This is a genomic window from Okeania sp. SIO2F5 (genome assembly GCF_010692685.1).
In the GTDB taxonomy this organism is placed as follows: domain Bacteria; phylum Cyanobacteriota; class Cyanobacteriia; order Cyanobacteriales; family Microcoleaceae; genus Okeania; species Okeania hirsuta.
In genome coordinates this window covers 1-18,443 of sequence record NZ_JAAHGU010000091.1, presented here as the reverse complement: position 1 = coordinate 18,443, position 18,443 = coordinate 1, and the positions used below count along the sequence as shown (strand labels likewise).

Genomic DNA, 18,443 nt, shown 5'->3' with positions numbered 1-18,443 from the left:
ATTTGAGAAATACCCTAATCTCTCAGTAAATATTTTGTCAAAAGACAATTTGTCAAAGATTAAGTAATTCTAAAATATGGGATATGAATTGTGAATTTGGAGGAAACCGTTTAGGTTTATTTTTGTTTTAATGATTTTTCTAGTTGTTTATATTTGATACCTAATAAACGTTATTTGTCTTGTGGATGATGGCGAATATGTTTCAGTATTCTAGTGATAATTATCTGCCAAAATCTTGGAGTTCAAACGGCGACGTTATGAGGAGTTAGGATGAATAAATATCGGACTTTGGCAAGATGAAATTGTCTGATCTCTACCTCAGAAAAATTTTATAGAGTTTATAGCTTATGGAGAGAAGTAACCAATCAAAGTCCCATATTAACAGGAGTAAGACTCCATGATTTACGTCATACTTTTGCCACCGAAAGAGTTGGTTTAATGGGAATTGAGGAACTGCGGGCCTTGATGGGTCATTTTCACATTCTTTAAAGTATCAAAAAGTCATATCATTAATACCAATTTGATAAATGTTTGCTACAAATAGCTAGGGTATTTATTAGAATTTCCTACGGAATGCTCCGCAAACAGAATCCAGAATTCAGGAGTCGTATGGGAATAGATTTAATACCAATTTTCAGGTCGTAAATTCTCTTTTTTGTCAAAGGGACATTTCCTACAAAATCTTTTTATTGCACTTATTATTCGTAACATTCTTTTTTCAAATTGGTATAAGGGCAAAACAAGTTGCTCAAAACGCTTTGCAAATCTTATTAACTGAGGAGTTGTAAGTAGAAATTAAATTTATATTATTATGAGAGCAATTCTTACAACACAAGAGTATTGACAATACTCTTGCTCTGATGAGTGAGTGTTGAGGGCGTTTATATACATGTCAGATGTTGCTACAAAGCTTGCGTGGTATGATTTACAGCCTTGGCGCATATTTTCGTTCCATTACTACCGATCGCCCGTTAACTATTTGAGTTTGATTCAATAAAAAAGCTTTGCCAGCTTCAGTATCAAACGCCCAAGCTTTAAGTTTAACCTTTCCTTGAGGAATTTCTTCCACAGTAAAAGACTTTTGCCAACCTGAATCTAAATAAGCTGAATTATCAAAATATTCCTTGACACTAGGTCTCGGCATTCTCTGATTAATTAACTTAAATATGATGTCTTCTCCCTCGGTATTTTCGTAAGTTAAAATCACACCATCAGCAACTTCATTTCTTTCGGGTAAAATTGCCCAACCATTGGCAAAATAAGTCCGATTATCAATTTGATTAACTGTATCAAAATAACCATAATTTAATTCTGTTTGTCTCTCTCCAGCAATATATTGAATATTCTTACTCTTGACTAAACCAGGTTGTAAAAAACCTAATTTATCCAGAATATTAGCTGTATTTATCAGAGGTTCAGGACTTCTTTTAGTCACTAAACATTCATCTTGAGGAATAACATTTATCATTAACAGGCAAGCCTTACTTTGTAATAAAATTACTCGGCGATCGCTCATCCTCTCCAAAGCATTAATAGTAGTCTTAAAATGTAAGATAATCACAACACTAACTAAAAAGTAGGAAGTATATTTAATCAACTTTTTATGAACATTTTTTTCACTAGCTAACTGCCAAAAAATAGCCAACAAATAAACCAAAGAAACCATCAAATATAAAGAAAAAGCCGTATATCTTGGAGCCAAAGATTGTGCGACACCAAAACCAACTCTACCTACAGCAGTTACAGCACCACTAATAATTCCATAAACCCCAATTATTAGCCAGCCAATTAAACGATGTAACAATAAAAAATCTGTTTTAACTAACCAAAAAAATTTCCAACCTAAAAACAGCCAAAAACCAAATACCAAACCTCCAACTATTGTCGCCACAGTTAAATTTTCAAATCCTAAAGGAGCGCCTAAAAAAGCTAAAAAATAATGAACTGTCTCAACTGGATGAGCTATAGCAGATAAAAAACTTGGATGTTTATCGGGCTTTTGATAATCATAAAAATATACGACTAAATTAGCAACTAAACCCAACAACCCACCGATAATTATCCAAATATTCTTAGTAAAAACTTCCTCAAATTTTCCAGAAGCTAAAATTGCCAATGCTGGAAAAATTAATACCCAAATTAACATTCCATTGGCATAAGAAAAAGTGCTAACCGTACAGAGACAAAAACAAATAATAAACTTAGTTCTTAAATTCAGTTTTTTCTGGGCAATAACCAAACAACCAGTCAAACAAGCAACAGGGATATAAACAACAATTTGAATTCCCCAAAGCCAATTTTCATATTGGGCAGGAGAAAAAATTAGTAAATTAGAAATTGCCAAGAGCAAAAGTTGAGTAAAAAGACTAGCCCTAACAGTCAACCTATTTAAACAATAAATATTGAAAGAAACAACACAAGTCAACAAAAATATCACCAACATTTCATATCTGACATCCCAATTAGTCAAATAAGCTAAACCGATAAAAATTAGCCTGGGAAAAAATTTTCTACTTTCATGGAATTGAGCAAATAAATCGCTAAAAGATAAATTTCCAGCATAGATTTTCTCAAACATTACTGCTAGAGGCCATTGGTCAGAAAAAGGAAAATTTACGCTATATTTTAGGATGCAAATTCCCATGAATAAAACTGGCAAAAAAATCATAAATAAAATAGGAATTTGTCGGCGGTTGAATTGTTGCATAGACTAGAAATATTTGAATTAATGACTATACTCAAGAGCTTTTCAAGTTTAATAAACTCCAGGTATAAAAGATAATATTAGATAATTTTCAGACGAAACAAAGGAAAAATGTATTTATAGAACCCCTGAGTGGGATCTTTTAGGAATAAAGTTATACTAATGAGCGATCACCAACTAGCATGAGAAAATGCCAGCCTTCAAGTAGTTTAACAGACAAAGAATAGGTTCTGATCGAACCACTACTACCTAAGAAGAAGAAAACTCGGCCACAAAAATGGAGCAACAGAGAAATCTTAGATGGTATCTTGTATCAACTTAAGAATGGTTGTAACAGGTGTAACTTACCCTGCATACTTACCTCCTTATTCAACAGTATTTTGGCAGCTACATTCAGTGGCGAGCATCAGGGATAATTGAGAAGGTTAGAGATGTATTGCATTCTCAAGTACATCAACAGGTAAAAAAAAGCCAGATGGACAACTTTAATCATCATTGATTCACTTATCTGTAAAAAATACCTGCAATGCTAGTATCAAGTCAATCATGATTTTGTTTTTACAAATCCACGAACGGAATTAAGCGACATAAGCGCGGTAGATAGTCTCGGTTTTCCTTCTTGCTCCGTCCTTACTCTGAGGAAACCTCAGAGCGGGCGGTGCGCTTTTTTTATTTATTGCAGCAAAGCCAATGTATCTGACGATCAGGGATGAATAGAAATTTTGTCAGATAACATTGATTACTTCAAGTCCAAACCTGTTAACCCATACCAAAATTACTATTTTACTTGACAGGTGTAAAAGCTTGACCAAAAATTTTGTTTGCGCAGCATTCCGCAGGAAAAGGACTCTTAAAAAGACTACAGCTAAGATTAATCTGTGTTTGATCCGATTGATGCTTAAGAGATTGGCGGTCGCATAGAACTCATTTGGGTTCTATAGCATGGTATGCTGACGCGAGGCCGCACCACTGTTCCCTGTTCCCTGCTATAAATAAAATGGTAAATAAATAATCTGGTTTGATAAATGTTCTTATATTACTTATTGGGATTTCTACTTTTACTATCAGTAGTAGGTATTGCGCTTTATTTTCTCACCCCTCGCAGTTATGAGTCGTCTGAGACGGTAGCCAATTCCTACGATGAATGGACTCAAGATGGTATCCTAGAATTTTACTGGGGCGAACACATTCACTTAGGTCACTATGGTTCGCCACCACAGAAGAAAGATTTTTTGACTGCCAAGTCTGACTTTGTCCATGAAATGGTGAAATGGGGAGGGTTGGATAAACTATCTCGCGGTACTACTGTTCTAGATGTAGGTTGTGGCATTGGTGGAAGCACCCGTATTTTAGCAAAAGATTATGGGTTTGACGTTACAGGAATTACGATTAGTCCTAAACAAGTTCAACGTGCCCAGGAATTAACCCTGGAAGGAGTTGATGCTAAATTTAAAGTAGATGACGCTCTAGGACTTTCTTTTCCAGATAATAGTTTTGATGTAGTTTGGTCTATTGAAGCAGGACCTCATATGCCAGATAAAGCTAAATATGCTCAAGAAATGATGCGTGTATTAAAACCTGGTGGAATATTGGTTGTAGCTGACTGGAACCAGCGAGACGATCGCCAAAAACCACTCAATTTCTGGGAAAAACCTGTAATGAAACAGTTATTAGAGCAGTGGTCTCATCCTGCTTTTTCTAGTATTGAGGGTTTTTCGGAACTGATAGCAGAAACTGGATTAGTTGAAGGGGAAGTAGTAACAGCAGATTGGACACAGGAGACTATTCCTTCTTGGTTTGATTCTATCTGGCAAGGTGTAATTAGACCTCAAGGAATGATTCGTTTTGGTTTATCAGGGATAATTAAGTCTATACGAGAAGTACCTACTTTGTTACTAATGCGTCTGGCATTCGGGAGTGGTCTTTGTCGTTTTGGAATGTTCCGCGCGGTCAAGGTTAGTTCAATATTATCATCAACAGAGAATACTCAAGCTGAAGTAGTTAAAATGTAATGTCGTTTTGTTTAAGATAAATAGTATTTTTGCTGTTGCTTATTTTGCTAACTAGACTTACGCAAATTGACTTTTAAACCACCATATGTAGGGGCGAATGGTATTCGCCCTCTCTATTAGTTAACATCAATTTAATTTATGACAAATTTACAAGTAAAAACTCCAAAAGATACATGGGTTTCAGCTACTTGGGATGAATATATCCAAACTATTGAAAATCCCATTTACTCTAAAGCTAAATCTTATTATTTTCAAGGAAAATTCAGAATAGAAATGTCACCAGTAGGTTACGACCATGCTAGCGATCATTCACTTACTTCTGTAGTTATTGGTATTTTCTGTAGTCTCAAAAATATCGACAGTAATGGTTTAATTAATTGTAGTTATAGAAAAATCCGATTTCAAGAAGTACAACCAGATATTTCCTACTACATAGGTGACAATGCCAATATTATTCCCAGGGGAACTTCTATTGTAGATTTAGATACATATCCATCGCCAGATTTAGTCATAGAAATAGCCAATACTTCACTGTCTGATGATAAAGGAGAGAAAAGGTTGATTTATGAAGATTTAAAAGTCAAAGAATATTGGATAGTTGATGTAAAAAATGTAGATATTATTGCTTTTACTATGGTTGATGGTGGCAGTAAAAGGATTACAGAATCTCAAGTTTTACCAGGGTTACTAATAGATGTTTTAAAAGAGGCTTTACAACAGAGTCGAAGTATCAATCAAAATCAAGTTATTGCTTCCCTATTGTCTCAATTTCAAGAGAGGGAATAGGGAGCTAATAAAATGTGTGATTAATTTTGCTTATGAACTTATATTAGTTATTAGTTAATAGCTAAATTTGTAAGCTCAGTTATACGGCTTCAATTTCAACTACGAAATGGTATTAGCAATCCGTTGTAACGCACAATTTCAGATGTGTCAGTCCAATAGGGTTTTGGCTTCCAAATCCCATTTTACCTTGGGTTGAGAGACTAAACCTCCTACAGTTTTTTTTGACCAATCATTTCATATTGCTATATAATCGAAAGCTGTTAAATCAAGAAGGAAGATGGTAACAATATAAGTTATAGTTAGTTTTAGGTTCTAAATGACTAATTATTTTTAGGAAGTATCAGGGAGATAGCAAAAAAATGGAAACTGGTCGAATTATATGGTTTGGTGGTTTTAATCGGAAACTGCAAAAAATAAATGATTATGGTTTTATTACTCTCGAAGAAACAGATATTGATAGAGATATTTATGTTAAACGCCGTGAAATACCAGAAGATTTACAAATACTTTTAGAAGGAGAAAAAGGAAGAGGGGTTTATGTTTGTTTTGATTTGGAAGAAGACTTTAAAGGTTCTAAGGCAATAAATGTTAAATTAAAGACATATACTGGAGTTGTTGTTAGTTTTTTGTGGAAAACAGGAAAAATTGCCACAAAATCTGATGTTTTTTTCCATTTTGAGTCTTCTGAACCATTGTCATTTGGAGACTATGTTTGTTGTGGTTTGTGCCATACATCTGAGTATGATAAAAAGGAAGCTATAAATGTAAAAAAAATACCTCGTGATGATGAATATGAAGAAATTTTTAATATATGTGTGAATAGTAATGATTCCGAAATTGCTACACCTTTTATACAAAATCTCTACAAGGAATTTTTTCAAATAGTTAGTAACTTTAATAACTCTGATTATCCCTATGCTCAACACTTACAAGAAGATTGGGGAAAATTATACAAAGAAGTTAGAGACAATGAAGATGATAAACAGCTAATAAAAAAGTGGGAAGCTGCTATAGAGACAAATGAATTCAAATACGCTCAAATGGTTTCTGCTAGAGGAGCAGAAAAGCTAGTTATTAAATTTTCTTGTGCTTTCGGATATCAAGTAGAAGATATTTCTATTCATCAGATTACTGAACAAAGCTCAGACTGGAAATTAGGAGATATTAGACTCGATCAAAAGACTTTGCTTGATGTTAAAAATTCTCGGTTTACTGTCAACTCCAAGGATTCCAAGGCTTATTCTGAGTTTTGTGTTCCTGAATTTAAGCATAAACGAACAAATAAGGATAAGAAAGAAAAAGAAGTTTATATTGTTGGTGTTTTATCTCCTTATTTGCAAAAGCAATTTATTGATGGGGAAGAAAAGTTAAAAGGTGTAGAAAATCCGAAAATTATAGGTGTTTTTTATCAAAGATTACTTGAGGAATTAAAAAACATTATTGGTAAAACAAATAGGCTAAAAATTGATTTGTCTAGATTAGGAAATTCTAATTCTTATTTACCTCACTGGTTGTTTGACTACGGAGATATATTTTACGAAAAACAGATTGAAATAGTCAACCATTTTAAGGATTTTAAAACAAAACTATCAGACGGAAAAATTCCTAGTTGGGAAAAGATTTCTATAGTAGGAATCAAGCCTTTACCATTATTTATTCTCGCCAGGGAAAATTTACCTAAAGAATGGGAAAGTCATTTACCAAAGTGGAAGCTTGAGTTTATAAATTCTCTCATAAACATACCCACATCTCCTAAAAAGAAAATAATCTCTCTATCTCATCTATATATTTCTATACTCAAACATTTTTTACAGATGCTTGAAGAGAATAATCCAGAATATACTCCCCAAGGATATTTAGATATTTTATATGAAAATTCCCAGAGAAATCATCCATTAAAAATTTATGACCCTTTGCAGACAATACAGAGTTTTTGTAATACTTTACAAACTCTTTGGGAAAATAGAGAAAAAACACGATTAACAGAGTTTAGGATATTTAAGTTTAGAAATGAAGGTATATTGCAAGGAAAAAAAGCTTCCAATGAATCCTGGAAAACTATTATTGCTTACTGTGGTGGAAAGATAAAAGGGAAAGGTAAATGTGGCTGTTCTCCCCTTATTTTTGGAAGAGAAAAAAGTTGTTCTTGTGGTCTCCTCATTTGTCCTAAAGAAGAATGTCAGTATTGCAAGCAAAGTTGCCCATTTTATAAAGAGAGAAAAGCGCAGATCGAAAAGCAAAGATTAGAAAGGAGTTAATATAGTAAGTTGGGTTTTGCTCCGCAATATAAAAAGTGACAGCGCAACCTAACAAAAACCTGCATCCATAGATAAAATATTTGTTGGGTTTATCTTGTGGAAATAACCTAACAAATTATTATTAATTTAACCTAGTAGGTTGGGTTAAGTGACAGCGCAACCCAACAAAAGTCTACATCTATACATAAAATATTTGTTGGGTTTCACTTCGTTCTACCCAACCTACGAAATGATTATTTTTTATTAATAGTCCAGTAGTCCAGTAGTGGATAGTTTCATCTAAAAATGTGCATTAGAAAATGGGGGGGTGGGGGATTGTAATAACCAGGTGATACGGTGATTATCAAAAGGCTTAATGCACTATTTTAGGTGAAACAGTCCACTACTAGACCTACTCATAGCTGATAGCTGATAGCTGACCGCTGAATGCTTACGAAGGATGAGTCATATTTTTAGGAATTACAATCTCATCAAATTCCTCTGCAGAAACATAACCCAATTCCAAACAAGTTTCCTTCAAAGTCAACTCTTTTTCATGGGCAACTTTAGCAACTTTCGCAGCATTATCATACCCAATTTTCGGACTCAAAGCTGTCACTAACATCAAAGACTGTTCCAAATAAAACTCAATTTTTTTCTGATTTGCCTGCAAATCAACTAATAGAAAATCCGTAAAATTATTACAACTATCAGCAATCAAATTAATCGACTGAATCAAATTAAATATCATCATCGGTTTATAAGTATTTAACTCAAAACTTCCCTGAGCGCCAGCAAAAGCGATCGCTGCATCATACCCAAACACCTGAGTCGCTACCATCGTCATTGCCTCACACTGAGTAGGATTAACTTTTCCTGGCATAATTGAAGACCCAGGTTCATTTGCAGGTAAAATTAACTCTCCAAACCCACACCGGGGACCGCTTCCCAACCACCGAATATCATTAGCTATTTTCAACAACGAACAAGCTAAAGTCTTCAGAGTGCCACTCGCCATAACTATTGGATCGTGAGCAGCTAACGCAGCAAATTTATTAGGTGCAGACACAAATGGCAACCCAGTTATTTCACTAATATATTTTGCAGCAAGTTCGGCAAAACCACTAACTGTATTTAATCCCGTTCCCACTGCGGTGCCACCTAGAGCGAGTTCATACAAACTTGGCAAAACATTAGTTATGTGTTGTATATTTGCATCGAGTTGTGCCACATATCCAGAAAATTCCTGCCCCAATGTTAACGGTACAGCATCTTGCAAGTGAGTACGCCCTATTTTAACAATTTCGGAAAATATTTCTGATTTTTCTTGGAGTGCATCGCGCATTTTCTTGACTTTCGGCAACAACTTTTCCTGTAATGCTATTGCTGAGGCGATGTGCATAGCAGTAGGAAAAGTATCGTTAGATGACTGCGACATATTAACGTGGTCGTTGGGATGTATTGGTATTTTGCTTCCCATTTCTCCACCAGCAATTTCGATCGCCCGGTTAGAAATGACTTCGTTGACATTCATATTGCACTGGGTGCCACTTCCTGTCATCCATACTCGCAGCGGAAAGTTACCATCTAGTTTCCCAGCAATTATTTCTTCTGCTGCTTGAGAAATTAATTTTGTTTTATCTTCTGGGAGTTTGCCGAGTTCGTGGTTGGTTTGAGCAACTGCCTTTTTGAGAATGGCGAATGCTTTGATGACTTCTGGTGGGATGTAGTCTTGGCCAATAGAGAAGTAGATGAGCGATCGCTGAGTTTGAGCGCCCCAATAACGATTTGCTGGTACTTCTATTTTTCCCATGCTATCGCTTTCAATGCGCATTTTAGACGACATTAATTCTGTCATTAGTATTTTGATGATATGGTGTATCTTTATATTTACTTACATCATTATCTTTTATGGCACTGACTTAGTTAAATTTTTATTTTTTTGTCTTTAATTTATAAGAATTTTATGCTCATAAAATTATCTGATTATACTATTTTTATTCTCTTTAGCATTCAGGTGCCAAAGCTAAAGATTGCGAAAGGTTATTTTTATTTTGATATTTCTGTTTTTTTAACTTTAAATATTTTTCTACTGTGTCTAAGATTTTTTTTGCATTTGCTGGTTTTCTTAAAAAATCTGTTGCTCCTGCTAATAATCCCCTAGCCCGATTTAGATAATTATCCTGTCCAGTATAAATAATAATAGGAGTTTGTTTATAAATTGAAGCTTTCCGCAAAAAATTACAGAGTGCATAACTATCAACTTCCGGCATAACTAAATCTATAAATATTAATTCAGGATTTTTTTTAGCCATTAATCCTACCCCTTGCATTGGGTCAGTAATTTTCTCAATTTTATAACCTTTAGGCATCAAAATTTGCTCTAAAAATTTACCTGTTGTTGGTGTAGAATCTATACAAGCTATCAGAGGTCTATAACGATTTGTTGAACAGTAAGCTAGGCGTAATTGTTCCCATGGAGAAGGTAAATCTGGTATAGCTCGAACTTCTATTAAACCTTGTTTTAAAAAATGATATATAGTACGAGTTGTTAAGGTTAAACATTGCCTTTTTTTAGCTGTAATATCCCACAAGGTATTTTCACCATTAAATTTATTAGTAAGAACCTGTATAGATTCTTCACTGAGACGACTTTGTAATTTTATAGATTGTTTAACTACCGGAGCTTGTTCTGGAAAAATATCATTAATACCTATTTTTTGCCAGCGTTCCCAAAGTTTTTGTGCTGCCTCTATAACTTGCTTTAATTCTAATGGAGATAATGCTAAGTTGGAACAAATTTCTGATGTTAATTCCCCATCGGATTGCCAGTTGAGATTTAAAATTGACTGACCTGCTAAAGCAAAGAAAATTTCATAGCTGCTACTACGGATAATTGCTTTACCTTGTTTTATAGTTATTTGTTCTTTAGTAAGACCTTGCTGAAGAAGCTTATATTCCCATAATTCTTCAGTAGATAGTAAATTAGCGTTAAATTTTAGATGCTGACAATGTTGACTAATTGTTCTGTACCAACGTCTAGTTTGATGTAATCCCCCTGTAGCATATAACATTTGTCCTCGACAAAAGTAAATCTGCCATTTTTGTTCGCCATTGTCTAATATTAGTTTACCTGTTGCTTGCTTGTGACTAAGTGCGGCCAAAACTTTCCATACTTTGTTACACCTGATATTAGTTATTAACATAATTATTCTATTTTATATTTGCTATCTAATTTTATCTCTAGTTTAATCATACAATCAAACTTTTTCTATAGGGTTTAACCCTCTACGGAGTATTTTATCCACGATTAATTATTAAAAAATTAATTTTTCTGAAAATTTTACTATAAACATATAGATTAACTAGCTGTAAGCTATCAGTTACTAGCAGTCAGCGGGGATAGTCCATATAAAAAAGACATCTAAAAGCTTGGGTTAAAATCCCCGACTTCTAGCTTGTTGTTTAATTTTATGAGGAGTTGAAATCCCATTCTAAAAAGCTGAATACTAAACGCTCTCTCGCTGTTTGCGGAGCATTCCATCAGGAAATACTTTTTAATAATGTTGATTTAATGATTTTATTAAGATTACTTTTTTAATATATTTTACGAGATATAACAAAAAGATTAGGCGGCTAGTCGTGATGTGGTTTATATAGAAACACTAGATTTGACAAGTGCAAAATTGTGTATCAAAATTACCATTAATGAATAATTAACTTATAATTGATCGCAATTTAGTGTTAGCTTCCTACAGCCATAAAAGTCAAATCATATGTTTGCCCCAAAGTGCTTTTCAAATCATTTGTAGAATGTTTAGGATTGACATACTTTTCCAAAACTTCTACAATTTTTTCTGGATCGTAAGATTTATACAGGTAATCATTAGCACCTACAATTCTAGCTCTAGTCCGGTCGATAATACTGTCTTGAGTTGAAAAAAATACAATTGGTATATCTTGAAAGGTAGTAGTTTTTCGTAAAAATTTACATATTGTATAACCACTAACTTTAGGCATAATTAAATCCAAAAAAATTAAATCAGGTTTACATTCTTCCAAAAGAGCTAATCCTTTAATTGGATTTTGAATATGCAAAATTTCATATCCCAGTGGCTTGAGAATTTTATCCAGTAAGAAACCAGTACTATAACTATCATCAATACAAGCTATTTTGACTTTATCAACACTCTTTTCTATCGCTGGTAAGTGAAATTTTTCTGAAGGTGGAAGCCAATCTTCTACCTTCAGAAAATTAATTAAGCCTAGTTTTTCAAAGCTATATAAACTATGGGTAATTACCTCTAATGACATTTTCATTTCTAATGTAATATCCCAAATTGTTCGTTTACCATTGAGTAACTTATCGAGCTTCAAAACAGACTCTGATTTTTCTTGATTTAATAACTTATTTCTATTTTTAATAATTGGCACAAGTTCGGGATTAATGTGCAATAAACCTTCATATTTTAAAGATTTTAAAAGTATTTTTGCTGAAGCCAGAACTTCTTTAATTTCTCGCCTTGATAACAGTAAATTTAAAGTTTTTTGAGAAGTGGAATGTTTCTGTGGATGCCATCTTCTTGTTAAACCTGCTTGACTAATAATAGCAAAGAAAACTTCTTCAGTGATAGTACGCAAAATTGCCTTAGCTTCACTTAAAGTTATTTGATTATCACTAATAGCTATTTGCAACAATTTATATTCCCATAGTTGAACATTTGTTAACTGATTAAGTTCAAATTTAAAGTTAGGACAATGTTTCTTGACAGCTCTATACCAACGTCTGGTAGGGTGTAACCCACCACTTGCATATAAAAGATGACCAAATAGGAAATAAAGTTGCCATTCTTGATTGCCATAAGCGACGCTCAACTTTCCGGTAACTTGCTTTTTGCTGACTATACTCAGGGTATTTGCTAGCTTAATATAACCAATAGTGGGTGCTGACATAATTATTGAACCTTTCAAATCATCGTAATATTTAATTTTGCAGTATTAAGCACTAGAGCAGCATGATATAGACATGGTTTTTATTGTTTCATATTTCCTTTATTATGTCATCGCTTGTTATACTGAGTTTTTTTAATAATTGTACTGAAATATCAGGGTTTTCTCAGAAACTTTTTGATTTACTTGTTTGTAGCAGGAAACACTTAACAGTGGGGAACAGGTTTTCTTGTATTCAATTCATCATCACTCTATATACTAACCAATTCAATATTTACTAACAATATTTATTATTAACCACATTCTCTACCGATTATACATCCGCCATTCGGATTATTTTTGAATTATTTTTTTCAGCAGATTCATAATATTAGATTGTAGGTATAGCAGTAGACAGATAGGTTAGGACATAGATTGATCAAGATCTTTAGACAGGGAAATATTTTTCCTACTGTTCCCTATTCCCTGTAATATTTTATATTTTCGACATTGATTTAATTGTATCTCATCTCAAACTTGGTTGATTGTATACCAATTTGATAAATATTTGCTACAAATAAATAAATTATTTCTTAGGAGTCAACCCACCCCTAACTCCTCCCAGGAAGGGAAGTCAGTCCTCAGATAGGAGAGCTGTCGGATTGGCGACGTACAGAATAAATAGCTTTGATACCATTTATTAGGTCGGAATTTATATTTTTAGTCCAAGGGACATCTTTGATAAAGTCTTTTAATTGCCCTTATTATTCGTAACATTATTTTTCCAAATTGGTAGTATATAATTAGTGTTTCGTAATTTTCATAATTTACTTGCTTGCAAATTGTTATAATATTAAGTCTCATGTAATACTTAGTGTGATTCGTTCTGGAAAATACTATTTGTGTTAAATTTACACTTAAATCCTTGTAAATGAAGTGTTCTATAAATTATCAAATCAGCTCTCCAAAGCAATAATATTTAACTTAAATAAATTAGTTAGGTATTAGCATAATAAATAAAGATATTAATGTTTGAATGCGATGACAAGATTGGGGATAAAATGGAAAAGTTATTGTTCCTATAGCAGTACGTTCTTTAGTGAGGACAGTAAATTTGACTGAAAAGGGAGTAGGGGGTAGGGAATAGAGGAATGTCTGCACTATATTTGCGTAGTGCTATATGTAAAATTGATAAAAATTAGTTTTAGAAGTAGGTAAAGAGTTAAGTGAGTATGATTAGCCATTAGTTTCATTTGCAAAAATACCAGGCAAAAATAGACCTATTATCAAACTTTTCTAATTTAGCAATAAGTCTAATACCAATTTGATAAATATTTGCTACAAATAGCTAGGATATTTCTTAGGAGTCAACCCACCCCTGCCCCTCCCAGGAGGGGAAGTCAGGAGGACCGAGTCACACGGGAATAGCTTCAATACCATTTTCAGGTCGGAAATCATTCTTTTCTCTTGGTGCGCTACCAGGTGCGACTGGTGTCGTCGCGGGGTCGCACCGCTCTCTTGGTCGATTGGATATGGCGAGGAGACCCGTTCTTGCAGACCCGCTCCGAAGATCGCCATCCCACCCTACGGGAAGCTCCGAAGATCGACCGCTTTGTCAAAGGGAATATCCTGCAGGTGTTTTTTTATTCCTCTTACTATTCGTAACATTCTTTTTTCACGCTTGGTATCACAAACTCCTGCTTAAGATAAATAGACATCTGGTAAAAATCAAAAATCAAATCAATTCTCACACTAGATATATCAATTATTTCTCCCTACTGCCTACAGCAAAGCTGCCTATTCCCTCTTTTCTGGAGATGTCTAATAATTATTATCTCGACAATAAGATAGTAAAGAATGATCGAAGCAAAGAGTTTTTTATTTACTCCCATTAGATCTGATTTATAAAGTAAATATTAAGAGGGTAATACTTTACATTGTAAGGGTTTGACACTATCTAAGCTCCAAGGGCATAACTTTTGAAAAACCCATGCTAGAAAGGGATTTCAGCTCAGTTTATAAATCAGTTCTAAAACAGTATCCATACTATTTACTGTTCTTGAGGTAATGCAGCTAATAAATTTATTGCATTATGTAGTTTGTCAGCAAAATAAATATGCTTTACAGATTCAAATTCATCACTAATTTACTCAATATAACGTAATTTTAGCTATTCGTATGGTGATTTAAGAATAGTATCATATAGTATTTTAGTAATTATTTATCTTATATGCTGAGGAGTCAGGAATCAGGATAAAGGAAGGATGAGAGTGGAAATTCTCTAGGGGTATTTAGGTATTTTATGTCTGTATTGAGTGGAAGTATAGAGTGCGATAACTGTATAACCATATTTCATATAAGTTGTGAACAACTTAACTTTATTCCAGTCTTGTCTTCAGAGTAAGTTACTAATCTATTAGCTATCCATCTTTCCCATTCTTTTCTTAACTTTTTTTACTTCTTTATTCCTGTTTCTAGAATAGGTCATTTGAATGCTGACCAGCTTAATGAATTTCATAGTTCATTTTCGACTATTTTTTCTTCTTTATCATAGAAGTAAATCCACAATTTATGTGATTTATATATCAACAGCTAGCCGCAATAATAGTTTGTAATTTCTATTGCCGACATTAGTATTAGTATTTTATTTTAGCTCTGACAAAATTCTACTACTCTCATAAAATAGTTAGGTTTTCCTACTAAAAAACGACAACCTTTACTTAAAAGTTCATCTAAATTTTCCACAGACCTGAGCCAAACCTTGCCATTACTACCAGCAACAGCAATTTTTTTACTATCCGAACTAAAACTAATACTAATTACATTCTCCATAAATTCAAATTGACTAATCTGCCGTCCTGATAAATTCCAAAGTCGCACAATACTATCAATTCCAACAGTAGCTATTAACTCTCCATCAGGACTAAAACTAACTAGCTTAGTATCCAGATGTAAACTTTGAAAATTGTTCATTAATTTTCCTTTAGAAAGCTGCCACAATTCCACGACTCCATTTGATGTTGCTGTTAGTAAAAGCTGGGGTTGAGAAATGCTAAAATTCATACTAATAGCTTGCACATCTAGAGTTTTGAATTGATTTTCAGATATATTCCATAATCTAATTGTAGACTTTCCATCTAATGTTGCTAGAAAATTTCCATTGGGACTAAAACTAACAGCTCTAATCAAACCATTATCATTCAAAATTGAATCAGATAATATAGTTATAGGTGAGGATGATACATTCCAAATTTGAACAGGAATATCTATGCCAGAAGTGGCTAAATACTTACCATCAACACTAAAACTAATACTATTAACTTCAGTTTGAGATATCTCTAATACATATAATTTTTTCCCTAATAAATTCCATATTTTTACCGTACCATCACTACCAGCAGTTGCTAAATATTCACCATTCGGATGAAAAATTAGACTATTAACTGATTTTTGCTCCGTTTGCCATTCTGTAATTTTTTCGCCCTCAAAATTCCAAATAATTACTTTTCCATCTACTCCTGCTGAAGCTAAAATATCTTGATTCGGTCTAAATTTAACACTCGTAACAGCACCTTGATGACCTTGCAGAATAATCTTTCTTTTTTGAAGAAAACTATCTTCAAATTGTTTTTGTTCGTCAAGTTTATCGAGAATCATTTGTAGTGCTAATATTGGTCGAGTCGCAGGATATTCCGCTAGAGGAATATTGTTATTAACCAAATCTTTTAATCTTTGTCCCGCAGATATTGCCTTGGGTAAAGCTTCCAACAATGCTTGATTTGTTGTTGACTTCTTGAACATTGCTAATAACAAAGCATCAGTGCCAGTTTGTTCAATTTCTCGACTAGATTGTGCTAATCGAAATCTTTGATAAGCTAATAGGGAAAAACCTATTGATAAAACTAAAGATGTGCCAAGGATAGCAGAACCTATGGAAATCCAACGTTTAGCTTTTTGTTGTGCTTTTGCAACTTCTGCTTGAGCTTTTTTAGTTTCTATTTTTGTTGATTCTAAGGCTTCTATTTGAGCATCTAATACTAATCTTTGGCTAGTAGTCAAAAATTGAAAATCTTGATTTCTTAAACTTTTTCCGGCTGCCCAAATTAAAGCAGATTGTAAATCTTCCCCTTGCAATAAATAAGATTTATCTTCACAGTTTGAATGAAGCCATGCTTTAATTTGTGTAGAATAAGGAGGTAACTTTTCTAACTCTTCATTAATCATTTCTTCGTGAAAAATTGTAGCATATATAGAATTAGCTACAGTTAATTTATTATCTCGTCTAACTACCAATCCAGATAACCTAAGTTCCATTTGTTCAGGACTATCATCGGCAACTATTCCAGCCAAATCATTCTGTAAAATTTGCTTATATAACCCTAATCTTCTAACTATTCTTTGATCTTTTCTGAAAAGGCGATCGCGAATAGTTTTCAAATGTTCTGGTATGTCTTTTGTCTCCCAATTATGAATAATTTGAGATTTAATCATCTCCTCTAATTCTATTTTAGGATTAACAATAAAAACCCCATTTTCAATGATAATTTTACACACTTTTTGAGTTAAAAATGGTTGTCCATTCGTCCACGATAAAATCTCTTTTAAAACTTCCTCTGGTTGCTGACAAATTTCAACTAATCCATCCACCAAAGATAAGGCTTCATCAAATTTAAAACCAGTTAACTCAATAGCTATACCAATATTAAAAGGCGTACTATTTTTGTCTTGACATAAATCTTGAGGCGTACTAACTCCTAACAAAGCAAAAGTTAAGCGATTATATTCTTGATTATTAGCACGTTTATTGTAACAGGAGCGAATAAATCCAAAAAAATCATCTACCGGAAAATCTAGAGCTAGAATGCTATCAATTTCATCAATAAAAATCACAATATTGTTCTGGATTTTTGTTAGTAATATCGTTTCAATAAATTCACTTAATCGTTGTACGGGTGCGAGATAATTTCGTTCTCGCCACCAGGTACGAATATTTACATATTCTGAGAGATTAAAATTATTTTCCAAGATGCGAAGAATACCTGCGTACCATTGTTCAGGAGTAACCCCCCTATTACCTATTTCTGAAATATCTATTGCCACACAAGAAATACCTTCTTGTTGTAATCTTTTAATCGTTCTAACTTGCAAGCTAGATTTTCCCATTTGACGAGAGTTGAGAACATAACAAAACTCACTTATTTTTAGATTTTTATATAGGTCTTCATCTGCTTGTCGCTTGACGTAGTTGGGTGAATTTCTGGGGAGACAACCACCAACTTGATAATAGGATTTTTGTGTTGAATTATTCATGGCAAGAATGTATTTATTAACTAAGTTAACAGTCATAACTTTTCTTGGTTAGATTGAGGAAAGCTATAAGCAGTTGTGCAAAATTACAGCGTATTCGGTGGTTTATGAAGTTGCATGCAACGTCCGTACAGAGTAGGAGTTAGGAAAGAATATAGTTTTTTCCATCCTGAGTATTTTGTTCAATAAGCTTTCATTATTTGGACTCTGAACTACTGTGCCACATTTACATGGAAATCTGCTGTAATTTAATATTTGGAGAAGGCAAAGAAGTTAGAAATGTTTATTAGATTAGATATAGCAATGAGCGCTGGCATCTTTACATGTTACATAGATATTTGCAATGTAATATAAAAGTAACTGTATGAGCTGTATTTTTCATAAATTAGGCGATCGCTAAACCTTAAAGTTTTAAGGATGTCTGTAATGGTATTGATAATTTACAGTTTATAGCTTGAAATTGTTTAC

The 18,443-nt window shown here is 33.4% G+C and carries 9 protein-coding genes; 4 read left to right on the top strand and 5 right to left on the bottom strand.

What is annotated here, in order from left to right; all coding sequences use genetic code 11:
- Nucleotides 1-925: 925 nt before the first annotated feature.
- Nucleotides 926-2,707 carry a hypothetical protein gene (locus F6K27_RS22690; protein ID WP_287276548.1) on the bottom strand — a complete coding sequence of 594 codons (1,782 nt, stop codon included), beginning with the start codon at nucleotides 2,705-2,707 and terminating at the stop codon, nucleotides 926-928.
- 227 nt (nucleotides 2,708-2,934) lie between these two features.
- On the opposite strand from F6K27_RS22690, the gene F6K27_RS33915 reads away from it, so the two are divergent.
- The 4 genes from F6K27_RS33915 to F6K27_RS22675 all read left to right on the top strand — a co-directional run bounded on the left by F6K27_RS33915 (nucleotide 2,935) and on the right by F6K27_RS22675 (nucleotide 7,760).
- Nucleotides 2,935-3,120, top strand: coding sequence for a transposase (locus tag F6K27_RS33915; protein WP_353736048.1), 186 nt, complete (start codon nucleotides 2,935-2,937; stop codon nucleotides 3,118-3,120).
- 609 nt (nucleotides 3,121-3,729) lie between these two features.
- Complete coding sequence (locus F6K27_RS22685; protein ID WP_287276550.1) at nucleotides 3,730-4,716, top strand: methyltransferase domain-containing protein; 987 nt, start codon at nucleotides 3,730-3,732, stop codon at nucleotides 4,714-4,716.
- Nucleotides 4,717-4,854: 138 nt separating this feature from the next.
- The gene (locus tag F6K27_RS22680) at nucleotides 4,855-5,502 is read left to right on the top strand and encodes a Uma2 family endonuclease (protein WP_287276551.1); all 648 of its coding nucleotides are present in this window, start codon (nucleotides 4,855-4,857) and stop codon (nucleotides 5,500-5,502) included.
- 359 nt (nucleotides 5,503-5,861) lie between these two features.
- On the top strand, nucleotides 5,862-7,760 hold the full coding sequence (locus tag F6K27_RS22675; protein ID WP_287276552.1) for a cold-shock protein: 1,899 nt from the start codon (nucleotides 5,862-5,864) through the stop codon (nucleotides 7,758-7,760).
- A 430-nt stretch (nucleotides 7,761-8,190) separates the two neighbouring features.
- Here the strand turns inward: F6K27_RS22675 and fumC are convergent, their stop codons facing one another.
- From fumC to F6K27_RS22655, 4 genes are all read right to left on the bottom strand, one after another.
- Nucleotides 8,191-9,585 (bottom strand): class II fumarate hydratase, encoded by a 1,395-nt coding sequence (gene fumC, locus F6K27_RS22670; protein ID WP_287276554.1) that lies wholly within the window; start codon nucleotides 9,583-9,585, stop codon nucleotides 8,191-8,193.
- Between the two features lie 160 nt (nucleotides 9,586-9,745).
- Complete coding sequence (locus F6K27_RS22665; RefSeq protein ID WP_287276555.1) at nucleotides 9,746-10,945, bottom strand: response regulator; 1,200 nt, start codon at nucleotides 10,943-10,945, stop codon at nucleotides 9,746-9,748.
- 538 nt (nucleotides 10,946-11,483) lie between these two features.
- Complete coding sequence (locus tag F6K27_RS22660) at nucleotides 11,484-12,692, bottom strand: PleD family two-component system response regulator (protein WP_287276556.1); 1,209 nt, start codon at nucleotides 12,690-12,692, stop codon at nucleotides 11,484-11,486.
- A gap of 2,625 nt (nucleotides 12,693-15,317) precedes the next feature.
- Complete coding sequence (locus F6K27_RS22655) at nucleotides 15,318-18,014, bottom strand: AAA-like domain-containing protein (protein ID WP_287276557.1); 2,697 nt, start codon at nucleotides 18,012-18,014, stop codon at nucleotides 15,318-15,320.
- Nucleotides 18,015-18,443 lie beyond the last annotated feature (429 nt).

Excerpts from the sequence above, each read along its gene's own strand:
- F6K27_RS22665 (WP_287276555.1), bottom strand. The coding sequence starts at position 10,945 with ATGTTAATAACTAATATCAGGTGTAACAAAGTATGGAAAGTTTTGGCC.
- F6K27_RS22685 (WP_287276550.1), top strand. The coding sequence starts at position 3,730 with ATGTTCTTATATTACTTATTGGGATTTCTACTTTTACTATCAGTAGTA.
- F6K27_RS22690 (WP_287276548.1), bottom strand. The coding sequence starts at position 2,707 with ATGCAACAATTCAACCGCCGACAAATTCCTATTTTATTTATGATTTTT.
- F6K27_RS22660 (WP_287276556.1), bottom strand. The coding sequence starts at position 12,692 with ATGTCAGCACCCACTATTGGTTATATTAAGCTAGCAAATACCCTGAGT.
- F6K27_RS22655 (WP_287276557.1), bottom strand. The coding sequence starts at position 18,014 with ATGACTGTTAACTTAGTTAATAAATACATTCTTGCCATGAATAATTCA.
- fumC (WP_287276554.1), bottom strand. The coding sequence starts at position 9,585 with ATGTCGTCTAAAATGCGCATTGAAAGCGATAGCATGGGAAAAATAGAA.
- F6K27_RS22675 (WP_287276552.1), top strand. The coding sequence starts at position 5,862 with ATGGAAACTGGTCGAATTATATGGTTTGGTGGTTTTAATCGGAAACTG.
- F6K27_RS22680 (WP_287276551.1), top strand. The coding sequence starts at position 4,855 with ATGACAAATTTACAAGTAAAAACTCCAAAAGATACATGGGTTTCAGCT.